This is a genomic window from Roseomonas sp. SRI_022 (assembly GCF_057586215.1).
On sequence record NZ_JBYCZL010000001.1, the window covers coordinates 242,276 to 258,599 of the forward strand.

The following is a 16,324-nucleotide window of genomic DNA, read 5'->3' on the forward strand; positions in this document are numbered from 1 at the left end:
CAGCGCCGGGAGGTGAAGAAAGGTTGAGGGGGAGGGGAGAGAAGATTGCTTCTCATCCCCTGAAATCACCCGCCGATCGCGCCCGAGATCCAGGACTTCAGCGCGCCCTTCGGCATCGCGCCGACCTTGGTGTCGACCGGCTTGCCGTCCTTGAACAGGATCATCGTCGGGATGCCGCGCACCGCGTATTCGGTCGGCGTCATCGGATTCTCGTCGATGTTCACCTTGGCGACGGTCAGCTTGCCGGCGAATTCCTCGGCGAGTTCGTCGAGGATCGGGCCCACCATGCGGCAGGGGCCGCACCATTCGGCCCAGAAATCCACGAGCACCGGCCCCGGCGCATCAAGCACGTCCTGCTTGAAGGTGTCGTCGGAGACGGGCTTGGTCATGTCACCCATCGGGGGGGTCTCCATCATACAGGTGGGGGGCCACGGCCCCCCGGTTGCAACAGAGATCGGGTGTCCCAACCCCTGGGTCAAGCGTGGGGTTCGGGGTGGGCCTCCTGGGCGGCGGGCTGTTGCCCGAACATCATCGACTTGATGCGCTCTCGCACCGACTGGAACACGACGTAGAGCATCGGGATCATGAAGATGCCGATGGAGGAGGCCGCCAGCATGCCCCAGAAGACCGGGGTGCCGACGGCGCGGCGGCTGATCTCCGACGCCCCATGCGCCACCACCAGTGGATAGAGGCCGAGGATGAAGGCGAAGGAGGTCATCATCACAGCGCGGAAGCGCAGCTTGGCGCCGAGCGTGGCCGCCTCGGTGATCGACTTGCCCTGGTTCTCCCGCTGGTCCTTGGCGAATTCGATGATCAGGATGCCGTTCTTCGCCGCGAGCGCGATCAGCACCACGATGCCGACCTGGGCATAGAGGTCGAGCGCCAGACCCGCTGGTCCGATCGCCATCATCGCACCCAGCACGCCGACCGCCACCGACAGCAGCACCGGCACCGGGATGGTCCAGGATTCGTACAGCCCGACCAGGAACAGGAAGGCGAACAGCACGGCGAGCGCGAGGATGGTGCCGGTCTGGCCGGATGCCGCCTTTTCCTGGAAGGCCGTGCCCGTCCATTCGAAGGAATAGCCCTGCGGCAGCGTCGCGCGCGCGACGCGTTCCATCGCCGCCAGGCCGTCGCCGGAGGAACGCCCTGCCGCCGGTTCGCCGTTGATCGTCAGGCTGCGGACGTTGTTGTAGCGGATGATGGATTGCGGCCCGAGTTCGATGCGCGCCTCGGCGAGTGCGCGCAGCGGGATCATCTCCCCGTCGCGGTTGCGGATGTTGACGCGGTAGATGTCGGGGATGCCGTCGCGGTCGAGCAGCTCCGCCTGCAGGCTGACCTTCCAGGTGCGGCCGAACAGGTTGAAGTCGTTGACATAGGCCCCGCCCATCGCGGCCGAGAGCGACTGGAAGATGTCGTTCAGCGACACGCCGAGCACCTGCGCCCGGTCGCGGTCGATGTCGAGGAAGACGGACGGGTTGTTCGCCGCGAAGGTCGAGAACACGCGCGTCAGCGCGGGGTCCTGGTTGGCGGCGAGCACCAGTGCGCGCATGGCGGCCGCCATCTCGCCCACCGGCCGGCCTTCGAGGTTCTGCAACTGGAACTCGAAGCCGCCCGAGGTGCCGAGGCCGATGATCGGCGGCAGGTTGAAGGGGATGATCTGCGCCGGGATCCCTGAGGTTTCCCGCGCCAGGGTGGCGATCAGCCCGTTCACGCCGAGTGCGGGCGTGGTGCGTTCATCGAAGGGTTTCAGCGTCAGGATCAGGAAGGCGGAATTCGACTGCGCCAGGCCGTTCAGCATGGAATAGCCGGTGATGGTGACGACGTCGCGCACGCCGTCCATGTTGCGCGCGAATTCCTCGACCTGCTTCGCGATATCGAGGGTGCGGTTGAGCGAGGCGCCCTCGGGCAGGCGGAGCTCCACGAAGAAGGCGCCCTGGTCTTCCTGCGGCAGGAAGCCCGTGGGGGTGCGGCTGCCAACGCCGACGATACCGCCCATGAACAGCGCGAGCAGCGCGATCGAGATGATCGCCACGCGCACCAGCCGCGCGACGATGCCGGCATAGCCGTCCCGCACCCAGTCGATGCCGCGGGAGATGCGGCCCATGATGCCCTTCTTCGGCCCGTGATGCGGCTGCAGCAGAACGCCGCACAAGGCGGGCGACAGCGTCAGCGCATTGATCGCCGAGAAGAACATGCCGACCGAGACGGTCACCGCGAATTGCCGGAACAGCTCGCCCGAGATGCCCGGGATGAAGGCGAGCGGCACGAAGACCGACAGCAGCACCAGGGTGATGGCGACGATCGGCGCGGTGATGGTCTCCATCGCCTTCTTGGTGGCGTCCTTCACCGATAGCGAATGGTCCGCCTCCATCGTGGCCTCGACGGCCTCGACCACCACGATGGCGTCGTCCACCACGATGCCAATGGCGAGCACCATGGCCAGCAGCGAGACGGTGTTGGCCGAATAGCCCATCGCGTTCAGCACGACGAAGGTCGCGATCAGGCTAACGGGGACGGCGACCAGCGGGATGAGTGTCGCGCGGATCGAGCCGAGGAACAGGAAGACCACCAGCACGACGAGGACGAAGGCCTCGATCAGGGTGTGGATCACTTCCTCGATCGTCAGCTTCACGAAGGTGGTGGTGTCGTAGACCACCGCGTATTCGAGGCCCGCGGGGAAGCGGGAGGAGAGGTCGCGCATCGCCCGCGCCACGCCATCGGCGGTGCCGACCGCATTGGCACCGGGGGCGAGGTAGATCTGGATGCCGATCGCATCCTGCCCGTTCAGCCTGGTGCCGACATCCTGGTTCCAGGCGCCGAGCTCGATGCGCGCGACGTCGCGCACCCGCAGCACGGAGCCGTCGGGATTGGCGCGCACCACGATGTTGCCGAACTGCTCCGGGCTTTCGAGCCGCCCGGTGGTGCGGATGTTCAGCTGATAGGACGTGTCGGTGCTGGCCGGCTGCGCACCGACCCGGCCGAGGGGTGCCACCTGGTTCTGCGCCCGGATGGCGTTGACGATGTCGGCCGGGACAAGGTTCAGCGCGGTCAGCCGGTCGGTCTCGAACCAGATGCGCATCGAGTAGTCGCGCGCGCCGAACATGATGGCGTCGCCAACGCCGGGGACGCGCTTCAGCACGTCCATGATGTTGATCGTCGCGTAGTTGGAGATGAACAGCGGATCCTGCGCGCCGGTGGCGGAGCGCAGCGTGACCACCTGCAGCAGGGCCGAGGATTTCTTGCGCACCGAAAGCCCCTGGCGCTGCACTTCCTCTGGCAGCTGCGCCAGCGCCAGCTGCACCCGGTTGTTCACGTTGGTGGTGTTCTGGTCCGGGTCGGTGCCGACGAGGAAGGAGACGGTCAGCGTATAGGAGCCGTCATTGCCGCTGGTGGACCGCATGTAGATCATGTTGTCCACGCCGTTGACCTGGCTTTCGATCGGCTGCGCGACCGTTGCCTCCACCACCTCGGCCGAAGCGCCGGGGTAGTTCGCCGTCACCGTGACCTGCGGCGGCACGATGTCGGGGAACTGCGCCACCGGGATCTGTTTCAACGCCACGATGCCGGCGATGGTCATGACGATGGCGATGACGACCGCGAGCCGCGGCCGATCGACGAAGACCTTGCTGATCATGGGCTCAGCCGCCGCGCGCGGCGTTGGTGGGCACCGCACCGGTCGGCGGCGGTTCTTCCATGCGCGGCGTCACGGGCTGGCCAGGGCGGGCGCGCTGCGATCCCTCGATGATGATCAGCTGGCCGGGCTCGAGCCCCTCATTCACGACCACCTGCCCGGCCGGGCCGGGGGAGGTGCGCACGCGCCGCACCTCGACCTTGTTCTCCGCACCCACGACCAGCACGAAGGCGCCCTGCTGGTCCACCTGCAGCGCCGCCTGCGAGATCAGGATGGCCTGGGCCGGTTCGGCCGCTTCGAGCACCACCGAGATCGCCTGGCCATCCGTCAGCAACCGGTTCGGATTGGGCAGCATCGCCTGCACGAGCACCGAATCGGTCGAGCGGTTCGCCGCGACATCGACGAATTCGAGGCGCCCGGCGGGCTCCATCAGCGACCCGTTCGGCAGGCGTGCCCGCACCCGGATGCCGTCCTGCGGCATGTTCGGCCCGGCCTGTCGCACGCGCAGCAATTCGCGCTGCGTCACGGGGAAGGAGACGCGGATCGGATCCTCCCGCACCACCGTCACCAGTACGCCCGTGTCGGGGCCGACGATGTTGCCGGGGCTGATCGGGGAACGACCGGCGCGCCCGTCGAAGGGCACGCGCATCTCCGTATAGCCATACTGGATGCGCGCCTGCTCCAACTGCGCCAGGGCCGCGTCGCGGCTGCCCTTGGCCTCGCCCTCGGCGGCAATGCGTTCGTCCAGCGTCGATTGCGGGATGTTGTTGGTGCGCACCAATTCCCGTCCGCGCTCGACCTGCACGGAGGCATTGCGCAGCTCCGCCTCGGCGCGTTCCAGCTGCGCCTGGCGCAGCGCGACCTCGGCGGCGAAGGGCGGCTGTTCCAGCGTGAACAACAGGTCGCCGGCCTTGACCGCGTCGCCCTCGGTGAAGTGGCGGGAGATCAGGAAGGCGGTGACGCGGGCACGGATCTCGACCTTGTCCACCGCCTCGACCCGGCCGATGAACTCGGCACCCTGGGAAATCGGCTGGCGCGCCACGCGGGCGACGAGCACTGCCGGCGGGGCGGCCGATTGCTGCGGCGGCGGCGCCTGTTCCTTGCAGGCCGCCAGCGTCATCGCGCCCGAGGCCAGCAGGACTGCGAGTGTCATGCCCTTGCCGCGCATCCCGCGTCCGCACCGACCCTGCATGCAGTCCATCCTTGTCTCGTGTGGCCCGCCGCGCATCCGGCGCGGCGCGCGGCAGTGTCGCACGCCGTGGTGCGGCGAAGGAACTCCCAAGGGGAACATTCCGGAGGCGTCCAGGCGCGGCGGCATGGCGCCGCTTCGCCATGTGGGCCCCGGCATGCTAGGGCCGCTTCCGTGACCAAGACCGCCAGCCCTGCCCGATGGCCAAGCGCCTGATCCGCCACCCCGTCGTGCAGGGGATGCTGGCGCGGCTGGTGGCGCTCTATCTGCGCCTCGTCTGGGCCACCACGCGCTGGACCCTGGTGGGGGAGGAGCACGCCCGCCCTTTCGCCGACCGGCCGATGATCCTGGCCTTCTGGCATGAACGCCTGCCGCTCGCCGCGCTTGGCTGGCGATTGCTGGTGAAGCGCGTGCCGCAGGCCGGCCAACGGCGCGCCAAGGTGCTGATCTCGCGCCACCGCGACGGGCGGCTGATCGCCACCGCGGTGCGGCCCTTCGGCATCGACGTGGTGCACGCTTCGTCCTCCAAGGGTGGGGTCGCGGGGCTGCGTGGGCTGGCGCGCATCCTGTCGGGTGGCGGCGTCGCGGTGATCACGCCCGACGGGCCGCGCGGGCCGGCGCGGGTGGCAGCGCCGGGCGTCGCGCAGCTCGCTGCGCTGACCGGCGTGCCGGTGCTGCCTTGCGCCGCCGCGTCGTCGCGCATGCGGCTCGCCGGGTCCTGGGACCGGATGCGCTTCCCGCTGCCCTTCGCGCGCGGCTTCGCCGTGGTCGGCGCGCCCGTTTCCGTGCCGCGCGACGATGCCGAGGCGGCGCTGCCGGCCATCGCCGCTGCGTTGACCGAAGCCTGTGCGCGGGCGGATGCGATGGCGGGCGCATGAAGGCCACAGTCGGAATCCGAAGGGGCTTTGCCCCTCCAGACCACCCCACCAAAGGCCTAAGGGCCTTTGGAAACCGTCACTTGGCGCTGGGCACCAGGTTTCGGCATTCCAAAGGGCACTGCCCTTTGGTGGGGTGGTCTGGAGGGGCAAGGCCCCTCCAGGGACCTCGCCCCGCATGACCCCCCTGGCCTGCACCTGGCACTGGGCGGCGACCGCCGCCGCCCCGGCCCTGCCGCTCTACCTCCGCCGCCGCGTCCGGCGCGGGAAGGAGGACCCGGCGCGTCTGTCCGAACGCTTTGGCGCCGGCGCGGCGCGCCCGGACGGCCCGCTGCTGTGGCTGCATGCCGCGAGCGTGGGAGAGACGCTGTCCATCCTGCCGCTGCTCGAGGCCCTCGGCGTCGCCGCGCCGCGCCTGTCCTTCCTGGTGACCACGGGCACGCTGACCTCGGCGACGCTGCTCGGCCGCCGGCTGCCGCCGGACCTCGCGCCGCGCGTCGCGCATCGCTTCGTCCCCCTCGACGTGCCGGCCTGGGCCGGGCGCTTCCTCGATGGCTGGCGGCCGGATGCGGCGGTCTTCGTCGAATCCGAACTCTGGCCGAACCTGATCGCCGCCACGGCGCGCCGCGGCATTCCCCTGGCACTCGTCAATGGGCGGATGTCGGAGGCCTCGGGCCGCTGGTGGCGCCGAGCGCCGGGCCTGGCGCGCCAGGTGCTAGCCCCCTTCGGCCTGGTGCTGGCGCAGACCGAGGCCGACGCGGCCCGCTATCGCGCCGTCGGCGCCGCCGCACTGTGTTGGGGCAACCTGAAATACGCCGCCCCGCCGCTGCCGGTGGATGCGGCGGAACTCGCCCGGCTTAGTGCGCTGGTGGCCGGTCGGCCGGTCTGGCTCGCGGCCAGCACCCATCCGGGGGAGGAGGCGATCGCCTTCGCCGCGCATCCGCGCATCGCCGCCGCGCATCCCGGCCTGCTGACCATCATCGTGCCGCGCCACCCCGAACGCGGGGTGGAGATCGCGGCGCTGGCCGGGACGCTCGCCGCCGCACGCCGCACGGCGGGGGAGGACCCCACGCCCGCGACCGATGTGCTGGTGGCCGACACGCTCGGCGAGCTCGGCCTGTTCTATCGGTTGGCGGCGACCGCCTTCGTCGGTGGCTCGCTGGTGCCGCATGGCGGGCAGAACCCGCTGGAGCCGGCGCGGCTGGGCTGCCCCGTGCTGCTCGGCCCCCATGCCTGGAACTTCGCGGAGATCGTCGGGCGGATGGAACAGGCCGGCGGCCTGACCCGGATCGCCTCCGGACCGGATCCCGCTGCCGCGCTGGCCGAGGCGGTTGGCACTATGCTAACGAATCCGGACCGGGGGCGGGCTCAGGCCGAGGCCGCCGCCGGGGTGGCGGCCGAGGAGGCCGGGTTGCCCGAGCGGATCGCCGCGGCGCTGCTGCCGCTGTTGTCCCTGCGGGACAAGGCGGCGGCCGGGTCGGGCGGCCGGGATATGGTAGGGTCGGAAACCTCCGGGCCGCCAGGTACAGGCATTGTGGACGACAGGAACTGAATGCGCGCTCCAGAGTTCTGGAGCGGCGGTGGCGGGGGGCTCGCGCCCATCCTGCTTTCGCCGTTCTCCGCCCTTTATGCGGCCGCGACCGCCCGGCGCATGGCGAAGCCGGGATGGCAGGCATCGGTGCCGGTGATCTGCTGCGGCAATGCGACGGCCGGGGGGGCGGGCAAGACCACGGTCGCGCTCGACCTCGGACGACGGCTCGGCAATCGCGGCATCGGCGCGCATTTCCTGCTGCGCGGCTATGGCGGCCGGATCAAGGGGCCGGCCCGGGTGGACATGGCCCAGCACGACAGCACCGCGGTGGGGGATGAGGCGCTGCTGCTTGCCGCCGAACGCCCGACCTGGGTGGCCGCCGACCGCGCCGCCGGGGCGCAGGCGATGATCGCCGCCGGGGCGCAGGCGATCGTCATGGATGACGGGCTGCAGAATCCGACGCTGGAGAAGGACCTCTCGCTCCTCGTCATCGATGGATCCTCCGGTTTCGGCAATGGTCGGGTGATCCCGGCCGGGCCGCTGCGCGAACCGGTTGCCGCCGCCGCCGCGCGCTGCAACGTGGCCGTGATGGTCGGGGAGGACGAGACCGGCGCGCTGGCGCAGCTGCCGCCCGGACTGCCGGTGCTGCACGCCCGGCTGAAGCCGGGGCCGGAGGCCGAATTGCTGGCCGGCCAGCCGGTCTTCGCCTTCTGCGGCATCGCCAATCCGCGCAAGTTCTTCGCCACCCTGCAGGAGGCCGGGGCCTTCGTGGCGGGGCGGCAGGCCTATGCCGACCATTACCCCTTCGACGAAGGCGACCTGCGCGACCTGCTGGCCGAGGCCGACAGCCTGCGCGCCACGCCGGTGACGACGCGCAAGGATTTCGTGCGCATCCCCCCCGCCTTCCGCAATCGCGTGACGGTGGTGACGGTGCAGCTGGAATGGGTGGAGCCGGCGGCGATCGAGGTGCTGCTCGACCCGATCGCGGCGCGGGTGCCGGTGCCGGCGTAGGTGACCGTTCGAGAGTGCGCCTGCGGGCGCATTCTGGAGGCCGGCGCCGGGCCGCACCCATCGCGCGGCGCTGGCGGCGCGCTTGACCCTGCCTCCGGCACATCGGAATTTCGCGGCCGCACGCCATGAACGATCCCTCATTCCCTGCCGCCGCCGGGCGCAAGCTGGTCTTCCTGCATCTTCCGAAGACCGGCGGCACCACGCTCCATCACCATTTCTCGGCGGGTTTCGCGCCGGATGAAGTCTGCCCGGAGCGCTTCTCCAACCTCCAGGCCATCCCGGCGGAGACGCTGGCGAGCTACCGGTATTTCTCCGGCCACTTCAACTTCGAGCAGGTGCGCCTCGTCCCCGGCCCGTCCTATGTCGTGACCGTGCTGCGCGACCCGGCGGAGCGCATCCTCTCGACCTACTATTTCTGGAAGCGGCACCGGCCGGAGGTGGTGAGCAGCCACAACCTCGCCGGTCCGGCCGCCGCGCGCGCCACCGACTTGCTCGGCTTCCTGCAGAGCACCGATCCCGCGGTGCGCGACGCGATCGAGAACACCATGGCGCGCTACCTCGCCGGTGGCGTGAACATCACGGCGGACGGTACCTACGCCTTCCCGAATGGCGGGACCTCGGTGCTGATCACCGACATGGAGGTGGTCCACCGCGCGACCGGCAACCTCATGGCCGTCGATCACTTCGGCTTCACCTCCCATCTCGGGGAGGTCTACGCGAAGGTGAGCTGGGAATTCGGCATGAAGCGCGTGCCGCAGCTCGCCAAGCTGAACACGCGGGACAGCGACTCGCCGGACCTGGAGCCGATCGAGGCCGAGGAGATCACGCCGGCGATCCGCGCCGAGCTCGACCGGCTGACCGTGCTCGACCGCATGCTGTACCGCCTGGCGCGCGGGCATTGGCGGGCGCGGCGCGGGCGGTAGAGCAGATCGCGTTCAGATGGACTCATCTGAACGCGTGAAGATGCTCGCAGAACAAGTGGCCGGAGCATGCGGCGTGAGCAGACGCGAACGCAGCATGCTCCTGCGCCCGTCACGTCCGCTTCGGCGGCCGCAACCGGTCCAGCGCGGATTGCGCCACCTCGTCCTTCGGATCCAGCGCCAGCGCGGCTTCGAGCTGCGCGATCGCGTCCGGCTTGCGGCCGAGCGATTCGAGGATGGCCGCGAGCACCGTCCGCAGCCGGCCGGCGCGTCCCGGATGCAGGCCGATCGCGGCGTGCAGCGCCGCCGCGGCCGGCAGCAGGCGGCCTTCGTCGCGCCAGAAGGATGCGAGCGCGAGGACGGCGACCGGGTCGTGCATGGCGCCGAACACCGCGTCCGCCGTCACCATCGCGGGCCTGGGCGGCAGGCCGGCCTCACGCCAGGCGCGCAGCAGCGGCTGCCAGGCGGTGCTGAAATGCGGTGAATCCGTAAGCAGGGATTCGAGCTGCACCGCCGCCTCGGCCGGCTGTTGCGCATCGAGCAGGGCGCGGGCGCGGCGCAGGCGCATCTCCGGGTGGCGGCCGGCCAGGGCCTCGACGGCGTCCTCACGCGTCGCGAAGCCGGCCGGCAGCGGCTCGGCCGGGTCGTCGGCGAGGATGAGGCCCTGCAACAGGCTGCCCTCATAGCCACCGCCGAGCATCGGGGCGTAGCCGAAGGCCGGGCCGTGGCGCAGCACATGCTCCTCGAAGGCGGCGGCGAGAAGCGGGCAAGGCAGCGCGGACACATCGACGCGACGCGGCGTGAAGGGCTCGCCGGCGGTGGCGCGCACCTTGCCGCTGGCTTCGACTGCGGTCGCCAGGCGCGCTTCGTCGACCGCGCCCGTTGCGGCGCGGATCACCGCGGCGACCTGCCGCGCGGTGTCGCCGCGCAACGCGTCATAGTCGATGCGCAGCGCATTCGCCGGCTGGCCGACCACCCATTTGTCGTGGAAGCGCCGATAATAGATGGCCCGCCGTGACAGCCACCAGGCGAAATGGTCGCGCGTGGCGCGGTATTCGGCCGAGACCGCGCCGATCCCCGGCTTCGACGACAATTCCCAGCCCGAGGCCATGTCCGGCACCGGGTGGCGGTGCTGGATCACATAGGTCACGCCCGCGATGGCCTGGTCCAGCGCCATGTCGTGGTCGTGGTTCTTCTGGAAGACGATGTCGAAGGCGCCGCGCTTCGTGCAGGGGATCTGTCGGCAGCATTGCCGCGGCGTGTAGAACTCGCAGTAGTGCATGCGGTTGCCGAAATACCGCTGCAACGTCCGTTCCAGGAAATGATGGCCCGAGCGCGGTATGGACGCACCGATCAGGATGGTCGGATGGGCATTCATTCCCGCGGCGTAGCCCTGGCCGCCGCGGCGGGCAAGGCTGCCCCTGGCCGTGCGCCGGCAAGCCCCTATGCTTGCCGCCGACAAGGATCGTGGGAGTGGAACGCCGATGAACCTGCCGCTGGAGGGTGTCCGCGTCATCGAGGTGGGACAGGCGCTGGCCGGGCCGCTGGCCGGGGCGATCATGGCCGACATGGGTGCGGACGTGATCAAGGTGGAAAAGCCCGATGGCGGCGACGATGCACGCGCCTGGGGCCCGCCCTTCGGCCCGGATGGCGTGACCTCGCTGTATTTCCACGGGCAGAACCGCAACAAGCGCTCGGTCACGCTGGACCTGAAGAAGGCGGAGGACGTCGAGGCGCTGCACCGGCTGTGCGAGACCGCCGACATCCTGATCCAGAACCTGCGCCCGGGCGTGGTGGATGAGATCGGCATCGGTTCGGCGGCGATGCTCGCGCGGCATCCCCGGCTGGTCTACTGCTCGATCTGGGCCTTCGGCGCGACCGGGCCGATGCAGATGAAGCCGGGCTTCGACCCGCTGCTGCAGGCCTATGGCGGCATGATGAGCGTGACCGGACGCCCGCAGGACCCGCCCACCTTCTGCGGCGCGTCGATCAACGACAAGGCGACGGGGATGTTCTGTGTGATCGGCGCGCTGGGCGCGCTGCGTCGCCGCGACATCACGGGGCAGGGGTGCCTGGTCGATACGTCCCTGTTCGAGACGGCGGTGCATTGGGTGGAAGGGCAGGTGAACAACCACCTCGCCACCGGCGACATCCCGACGCGGCATGGCACAGGAGGCGCGGTGATCGTGCCGTACCAGGTGTTCGACTGCGCCGACCGGCCGATGTGCCTCGCGGCGGGCAACGACCGGCTGTGGGCGCGCTGTGCGGCGGTGCTGGGGCACCCGGAATGGGCGGTGGACGAGCGCTTCGCCAAGGGCCCCGCGCGCGTGCGCAACAAGGCCGCGCTGCTGCCGATGATCGCGGAGGTGCTGAAGACGCGCCCGCGCGATGCGTGGATCGCGGCGCTGGAGGATGCGGGCGTGCCCTGCTCCCCGGTCAACGATATCGGGGAGGTGGCGGGCAGCGCTCAGTTCGCCGCGGTGGACATCGTGCAGGCGTTGCCGGGCGGCGGGCCGCGCGTGGTGGGGCTGCCGATTTCCTTCGACGGGGAACGGCCGCGCTCGGCGCGCGCGGCGCCGCGGCTCGGGGAGCATAATGCGGAGGTGCTGGGGCGACGCTGAACGGCGCCGTCATGCTACAGGGTGAACCAGCTGGCCTCGGGCGCAAGACTTGTATTGATGACGATGGCGAAATCGGGGACGAAATCGCCGTTCACATCTCCCGCGACGAGATGGAAATACGTGTTGAGCGCATACACCAGGAGGTCCCCGGCCGCTCCGGTGAAACTGTCGCCACGATAGACGAAGGCTTGATTGCCAACGACGGACGCATTCGCGTCTATGGCGGAGAGGTCAACCCTGTCGAAGCCAGCCGCGTCGCTGAAGACGAAATTCCTGATAAGGTCGGGGTCCGCGACTGTGCTGTCCGAGAGGGCGACGAAGCGGTAGCAGTCACCCCCGTACCCGTAGGCGCTCCAGCTACCCTCGAGCGTGTCCGCCCCGGCACCGCCGATGAGCGTGTCGACGCCGTTGTAGTTGTTGCTGGTGATGACATTGTCCAGCTCGTTGCCTCTCAGCGTGTAGTTGATGACGAGAGAGGGGTAGGGGGGGTCGAAGTAGGAATCGCGATAGTAGGGGACGGCTGTCAGGTTCTCGACATTTGCCGGCAAGGTGAAGTTCGTGAGGTTGGTAACGATGGTGTCGACGCCCTGATTCGCGAATTCGATCACGTTGTCGCGAGCGCTGGTATATGTCTGCACATAAAGATCATCGCCGGTGCCGCCGACCACACTGTCGATCCGAACTTCGGGGAAAACCACTAAGCCGAGACCGTTCGCGTTCACCACGATACGGCCGCCGGATTCCAAGCGATCGTCGCCACCGCCCCCGATCAGCGTGTCGTTGCCGTTCCCACCGATGAGATAGTTCTCCGCCCCGTTTCCCACGATGACATGGCTGTTCGACGATGTGGCGACAGAGGCAGCGATAGGTGAAGTCCCAGCCAGCACCACCATTTCCATGCCTCCGGAGATGGTTCCGCCGATGATGCTCCCGTTGATGCTTCCGCCCACGGTCGTGATCAGGCAGTCAGCGTCGCCGCCCTCGTCGATCACAGTGTCGTTCGCGGAATCGGCGAAATAGGTGTCATTGCCCAAACCGCCGGCCATCGAATCGTTCCCGACGCCGCCGTTCAGTGTGTCATTCGCAGTGCCGCCATTCAGCGTGTCATCGCCCGGCCCGCCCTCCAGCCGGTCAATGTAGCCATTTCCGTCCAGCGTATCATTTCCGGCAAGACCCCTGATCGTGTCGGCGCCGGAAGACCCGGCGATGGAGTTGGCCACCCTATTGCCTGTCAGCAAACCAGCACTTTCCGCAAGATTCTCGACATTCGCCGGCAGCGTGAAGTTCGGGAGTGCGGTGACGACGGTGTCGGTGCCCTGGTTGGCGAACTCGATAATGGTGTCGACTTGGGAGGTAAAGCGCAGCTGGTACTGGTCATCACCCGTGCCGCCGACCAAGCGGTCAGCCGACGTTTCGGTCACGATAACGGGAGTGCCGTCCGGTCGAACGGTGGCGTAGCCCCCGCCGTCGAGAATGTCATTGCCGGCGCCGCCGATCAGCGTGTCAACGCCATTGCGGCCGACGAGGGTATTCGCCGCGGCATTTCCAATGATCAGGTTGTGCAGCCCGTTGCCCGTGCCTGTAAGCCCCGATGCACCGGCAAGGATCAGCTTTTCAACATTGGCATCGAGCGTTCGGGTTGCGGTGGTGATAACGCAATCCACCTCACCCGCGCTGACAACTTCCCGCACAAGGTCAGACGAAGAATCGACGAAGTAGGTGTCACTGCCCGCACCACCGATGAGGCGGTCCGTGCCAATGCCGCCATTCAGCGTGTCGTCGCCCTCCAGCCCGAGAAGAGTGTCGTTTCCCCCAAGGCCGGCGATGCTGTCATTGCCCAGGCCGCCCGTGAGACTGTCAGGTCCCGTGGTGGGCACGCTGGCCGCTTCCAGACTCATCATGAGGTCGAGTTGGAAGGCTTCCCCGGCGCCACTCGCAAGCGCGGGCGTCCAGCGCTCGTCGCCTGAACGGAGATCGAAGCCGGTGATCTCGTCAAGCCCGACGATGCTGCAAAGCAGCCCGCCGACGAGTTCCGCGCCCATGACCAGTTGCACGGCGTTGCCGAGGATACGCCACTTCATCGTCACCGTGCCGTCCTGGATATCGGGAATATCCAAGCCAGTGGCAGCCGTGAACGTAGCCATAGCACGTACTCCGCGACCCGATCTGGGATCAAAGTCGAAGAACGCTACGCCTGTAACGACCAGCCGTACTACGTAGATCTTCTCGGTTCGGAATGTCGCGGCAATCCAGAATGATTCAGCATTCCCAAACGGTTGATCAGTCCTCTTCCTCCAACCGCGCAATATCCTCGTCCGACAGGCCGAAATGGTGGCCGATCTCGTGGATCAGCACGTTGCGCACCAGGCGGAACAGGTCCTCGCCGGTCTCGATCCATTCCAGCAGGATGGGCTCGCGATACAGCAGGATGCGGTCCGGTTCGCGCGGTACGTCGCCCGACGACTTCAGGGTGAGCGGCACGCCCTGGTACAGCCCCGTCAGTTCCCAGGGGCTTTCGAGGCCCATCTCCTGCAATGTCTCGTCATCCGGGACGTCCTCGACCAGGATGGCGGTGCCGCGCACGAGGTCGCGCAGCGGCTGGGGGATGGCGGCGAGCGCGTGCTCGGCCATCTCCACAAGGTCATCGAGGCCGGGCGGGGTGGTGAAGCGCATGGCGCGTCATGCGGGCCGCGCCGGGGCGCCGTCAAGCAAATGAGGAGGCAGCGATGGTGGAGAAACTCGACGCGGCGGGACGTGCGGCGCTGGTGCGGGACCTGCCGGGCTGGGCGATGGCGGAAGGGCGGGACGCCATCACGCGGACCTTCCGCTTCGCCGATTTCAGCGCCGCCTGGGGCTTCATGGCCCGCGTCGCGCTGCTGGCGGAAAAGCAGGACCACCACCCGGAATGGTTCAATGTGTGGAACCGGGTGGAGATCACGCTGTCCACGCATGATGCGGGCGGGCTGAGCGCGCGGGACGTGGCGTTGGCGAAGGCGATCGACGCGCTGGTGGCGTAACGCCCCGCCGCGTCAGGCCGGCGCGGGGCGGCCGAGCACGCGGATCGCGGCCTCCATGCGTTCCCGCTGTGCTGCGATGATGCCGGCCAGCGCCGCTGGCGTGCCGTATTGCGGCACCAGCCCGGCGGCCAGCAGGCGCTGCGTGACGTCGGGCGAACCGATGATGGCAGCCGCGGTCGCCGATACCGCGTCGCGCAGGGCCGCCGGCATGCCGCGCCAGCCGAACAGCGCGGTGAAGGGGTCGTAGCGCAGCGCGGCGATGCCGGCCTGCTCGGCGGTCGGCACGTTCGACGCTGTGGGCGCGCGGACGGTCGAACTCACGGCGAGAAGGCGGAGTTGCCCGTCGCGCCAGGCCGGCAATGCGGTGGAGATCGGCACGATCGCCAGTTGGATGCGCCCCGCCACCAGGTCGAGCACCGCCGGCGGCGATCCGCGATAGGCGACATGGGCCGCGTCGAGCCCCTGCTCATGCAGGAACAGGCGGAAATGGAGTTCCATGAAGCCCGGCACGCAGTACCAGTTCAGCGCGCCGGGCCGCGCCCGGATCAGGTCGAGCAAGCCGCGCAGGTCCTGCGCCGGGGACGCGGCGGGCACGGCGAAGGCGAGGAATTCCGAGGCCAAGGTGGCAACCGGCGGCAGGTCCGCATCTGGATCGAAGGGCAGCCGCCCGGGATATTGCAGCGGCACCGTCGAGGCGATGCCGGTCGCCGCGATGAGGAGGCTCTCGCCTGAGCGGGCGGTGGCATGTGCCTCACCCGCCGGCAGCATGCCGCCGGCCGGGCGGCTTTCGATCGGGAAGGGCTGGCGGTAGCGCTGCGCCAGGCCTTCGCCCATCAGCCGCGCGACGAGATCGATGCCGGATCCCGGCGCGCCGGTATTGATCAGCCGGACCGGGCGTTCCGGCCAGGACGAGGCCGTCGCGTGGTGGAAGGCGGGGAGGGCGCCGGCGAGGGCGAGCGCGGCGCGACGGCCGAGGTGGTGCATGCTTCATCCTCCGTCCTGTGCCGCCGCGGGGGCCGCCGATCGGCGCCGGGACGGGCATGGGGTTCATGGGCCTCGATCAGGCGCGCGAGCAGCGCGAGCAGGGTCTCGGCTTCGTCTGCCGCAAGCGGCGCCAGCAGCCGCTGCGCGGTGATGCGCGAGCGGCGCATGAGCTCCACCACCAGCGTCTCGCCGGCCGGGGTCAGGGTGAAGGCGGCGGCACGTTGGTCGCCGTCCTGCACGCCGCGCGCGACCAGGCCTTCACGCTGGAAACGTTCGAGCGCCTGTCCGCAGGAGGTGGCATCGACGCCGATCGCCGCGGCCAGGGCGTTGCGCTCGCGGCCCGGCGTGTTCCGGATCTGCACGAACAGCGCGACATGCCAATTGAGCAGGCTGTAGGGCTGGAGATCCTCGGTCTGCAGGGCGACGCAGATCTGCGCGAAGCGCCGCGCCAGGTATTGCGGAACGCGGCGGTGCAACTGCCAGGGAAGTGCTTCGTTGGGCGGTGGTTCGGACATATGCAAAGAATACTTCGCAATAGGAAC

Annotated in this window: 14 protein-coding genes; 6 read left to right on the forward strand and 8 right to left on the reverse strand. The window is 69.1% G+C overall.

Features of this window, described 5'->3' with window-relative positions; genetic code table 11:
- Window positions 1–65 precede the first annotated feature (65 nt).
- The 3 genes from trxA to AC2YHJ_RS01130 form a co-directional block, all read right to left on the reverse strand.
- Complete coding sequence (trxA, locus tag AC2YHJ_RS01120) at window positions 66–398, reverse strand: thioredoxin TrxA (RefSeq protein ID WP_487393456.1); 333 nt, start codon at window positions 396–398, stop codon at window positions 66–68.
- Window positions 399–475: 77 nt separating this feature from the next.
- Entirely contained in the window at window positions 476–3,637 is a 3,162-nt protein-coding gene (locus tag AC2YHJ_RS01125) for an efflux RND transporter permease subunit (RefSeq protein ID WP_487393457.1), read from the reverse strand.
- Window positions 3,638–3,641: 4 nt separating this feature from the next.
- Window positions 3,642–4,787, reverse strand: coding sequence for an efflux RND transporter periplasmic adaptor subunit (locus tag AC2YHJ_RS01130; protein WP_487393458.1), 1,146 nt, complete (start codon window positions 4,785–4,787; stop codon window positions 3,642–3,644).
- Between the two features lie 236 nt (window positions 4,788–5,023).
- On the opposite strand from AC2YHJ_RS01130, the gene AC2YHJ_RS01135 reads away from it, so the two are divergent.
- The 4 genes from AC2YHJ_RS01135 to AC2YHJ_RS01150 all read left to right on the forward strand — a co-directional run bounded on the left by AC2YHJ_RS01135 (window position 5,024) and on the right by AC2YHJ_RS01150 (window position 9,163).
- A complete protein-coding gene (locus AC2YHJ_RS01135; protein WP_487393459.1) occupies window positions 5,024–5,701 on the forward strand; it encodes a lysophospholipid acyltransferase family protein in 678 nt (225 codons plus the stop codon).
- A gap of 175 nt (window positions 5,702–5,876) precedes the next feature.
- Window positions 5,877–7,250, forward strand: coding sequence for a 3-deoxy-D-manno-octulosonic acid transferase (locus AC2YHJ_RS01140; protein ID WP_487393460.1), 1,374 nt, complete (start codon window positions 5,877–5,879; stop codon window positions 7,248–7,250).
- Entirely contained in the window at window positions 7,251–8,240 is a 990-nt protein-coding gene (gene lpxK / locus AC2YHJ_RS01145) for a tetraacyldisaccharide 4'-kinase (RefSeq protein WP_487393461.1), read from the forward strand. It abuts the gene before it with no gap.
- Window positions 8,241–8,365: 125 nt separating this feature from the next.
- Window positions 8,366–9,163, forward strand: coding sequence for a sulfotransferase family protein (locus AC2YHJ_RS01150; RefSeq protein WP_487393462.1), 798 nt, complete (start codon window positions 8,366–8,368; stop codon window positions 9,161–9,163).
- Window positions 9,164–9,272: 109 nt separating this feature from the next.
- Here AC2YHJ_RS01150 and AC2YHJ_RS01155 read toward each other — a convergent pair whose 3' ends face one another.
- A complete protein-coding gene (locus AC2YHJ_RS01155; protein ID WP_487393463.1) occupies window positions 9,273–10,538 on the reverse strand; it encodes a hypothetical protein in 1,266 nt (421 codons plus the stop codon).
- 106 nt (window positions 10,539–10,644) lie between these two features.
- Here AC2YHJ_RS01155 and AC2YHJ_RS01160 point away from each other — a divergent pair, with 106 nt between their 5' ends.
- On the forward strand, window positions 10,645–11,781 hold the full coding sequence (locus tag AC2YHJ_RS01160; RefSeq protein WP_487393464.1) for a CaiB/BaiF CoA transferase family protein: 1,137 nt from the start codon (window positions 10,645–10,647) through the stop codon (window positions 11,779–11,781).
- Window positions 11,782–11,795: 14 nt separating this feature from the next.
- Here AC2YHJ_RS01160 and AC2YHJ_RS01165 read toward each other — a convergent pair whose 3' ends face one another.
- The gene (locus AC2YHJ_RS01165) at window positions 11,796–13,925 is read right to left on the reverse strand and encodes a calcium-binding protein (RefSeq protein ID WP_487393465.1); all 2,130 of its coding nucleotides are present in this window, start codon (window positions 13,923–13,925) and stop codon (window positions 11,796–11,798) included.
- 136 nt (window positions 13,926–14,061) lie between these two features.
- Complete coding sequence (locus AC2YHJ_RS01170; RefSeq protein WP_487393466.1) at window positions 14,062–14,454, reverse strand: metallopeptidase family protein; 393 nt, start codon at window positions 14,452–14,454, stop codon at window positions 14,062–14,064.
- 8 nt (window positions 14,455–14,462) lie between these two features.
- Between AC2YHJ_RS01170 and AC2YHJ_RS01175 the strand changes: the two genes are divergently transcribed.
- Window positions 14,463–14,798: a 4a-hydroxytetrahydrobiopterin dehydratase gene (locus AC2YHJ_RS01175; protein ID WP_487393467.1), complete on the forward strand. Its 336-nt coding sequence runs from the start codon at window positions 14,463–14,465 to the stop codon at window positions 14,796–14,798.
- Window positions 14,799–14,810: 12 nt separating this feature from the next.
- Here AC2YHJ_RS01175 and AC2YHJ_RS01180 read toward each other — a convergent pair whose 3' ends face one another.
- Window positions 14,811–15,782 (reverse strand): Bug family tripartite tricarboxylate transporter substrate binding protein, encoded by a 972-nt coding sequence (locus AC2YHJ_RS01180; protein WP_487393468.1) that lies wholly within the window; start codon window positions 15,780–15,782, stop codon window positions 14,811–14,813.
- The gene (locus AC2YHJ_RS01185; RefSeq protein WP_487393469.1) at window positions 15,680–16,297 is read right to left on the reverse strand and encodes a MarR family winged helix-turn-helix transcriptional regulator; all 618 of its coding nucleotides are present in this window, start codon (window positions 16,295–16,297) and stop codon (window positions 15,680–15,682) included. The genes AC2YHJ_RS01180 and AC2YHJ_RS01185 overlap by 103 nt, the downstream gene beginning before the upstream one ends.
- Between the last annotated feature and the right edge of the window lie 27 nt (window positions 16,298–16,324).

What these genes read in the sequence shown, in the direction of transcription:
- lpxK (WP_487393461.1), top strand. Translation starts at nt 7,251, where the DNA reads ATGCGCGCTCCAGAGTTCTGGAGCGGCGGTGGCGGGGGGCTCGCGCCC.
- AC2YHJ_RS01155 (WP_487393463.1), bottom strand. Translation starts at nt 10,538, where the DNA reads ATGAATGCCCATCCGACCATCCTGATCGGTGCGTCCATACCGCGCTCG.
- AC2YHJ_RS01130 (WP_487393458.1), bottom strand. Translation starts at nt 4,787, where the DNA reads ATGACACTCGCAGTCCTGCTGGCCTCGGGCGCGATGACGCTGGCGGCC.
- AC2YHJ_RS01175 (WP_487393467.1), top strand. Translation starts at nt 14,463, where the DNA reads ATGCGGGCCGCGCCGGGGCGCCGTCAAGCAAATGAGGAGGCAGCGATG.
- AC2YHJ_RS01150 (WP_487393462.1), top strand. Translation starts at nt 8,366, where the DNA reads ATGAACGATCCCTCATTCCCTGCCGCCGCCGGGCGCAAGCTGGTCTTC.
- trxA (WP_487393456.1), bottom strand. Translation starts at nt 398, where the DNA reads ATGGGTGACATGACCAAGCCCGTCTCCGACGACACCTTCAAGCAGGAC.
- AC2YHJ_RS01125 (WP_487393457.1), bottom strand. Translation starts at nt 3,637, where the DNA reads ATGATCAGCAAGGTCTTCGTCGATCGGCCGCGGCTCGCGGTCGTCATC.
- AC2YHJ_RS01170 (WP_487393466.1), bottom strand. Translation starts at nt 14,454, where the DNA reads ATGCGCTTCACCACCCCGCCCGGCCTCGATGACCTTGTGGAGATGGCC.
- AC2YHJ_RS01180 (WP_487393468.1), bottom strand. Translation starts at nt 15,782, where the DNA reads ATGCACCACCTCGGCCGTCGCGCCGCGCTCGCCCTCGCCGGCGCCCTC.
- AC2YHJ_RS01135 (WP_487393459.1), top strand. Translation starts at nt 5,024, where the DNA reads ATGGCCAAGCGCCTGATCCGCCACCCCGTCGTGCAGGGGATGCTGGCG.
- AC2YHJ_RS01160 (WP_487393464.1), top strand. Translation starts at nt 10,645, where the DNA reads ATGAACCTGCCGCTGGAGGGTGTCCGCGTCATCGAGGTGGGACAGGCG.
- AC2YHJ_RS01140 (WP_487393460.1), top strand. Translation starts at nt 5,877, where the DNA reads ATGACCCCCCTGGCCTGCACCTGGCACTGGGCGGCGACCGCCGCCGCC.
- AC2YHJ_RS01165 (WP_487393465.1), bottom strand. Translation starts at nt 13,925, where the DNA reads ATGGCTACGTTCACGGCTGCCACTGGCTTGGATATTCCCGATATCCAG.
- AC2YHJ_RS01185 (WP_487393469.1), bottom strand. Translation starts at nt 16,297, where the DNA reads ATGTCCGAACCACCGCCCAACGAAGCACTTCCCTGGCAGTTGCACCGC.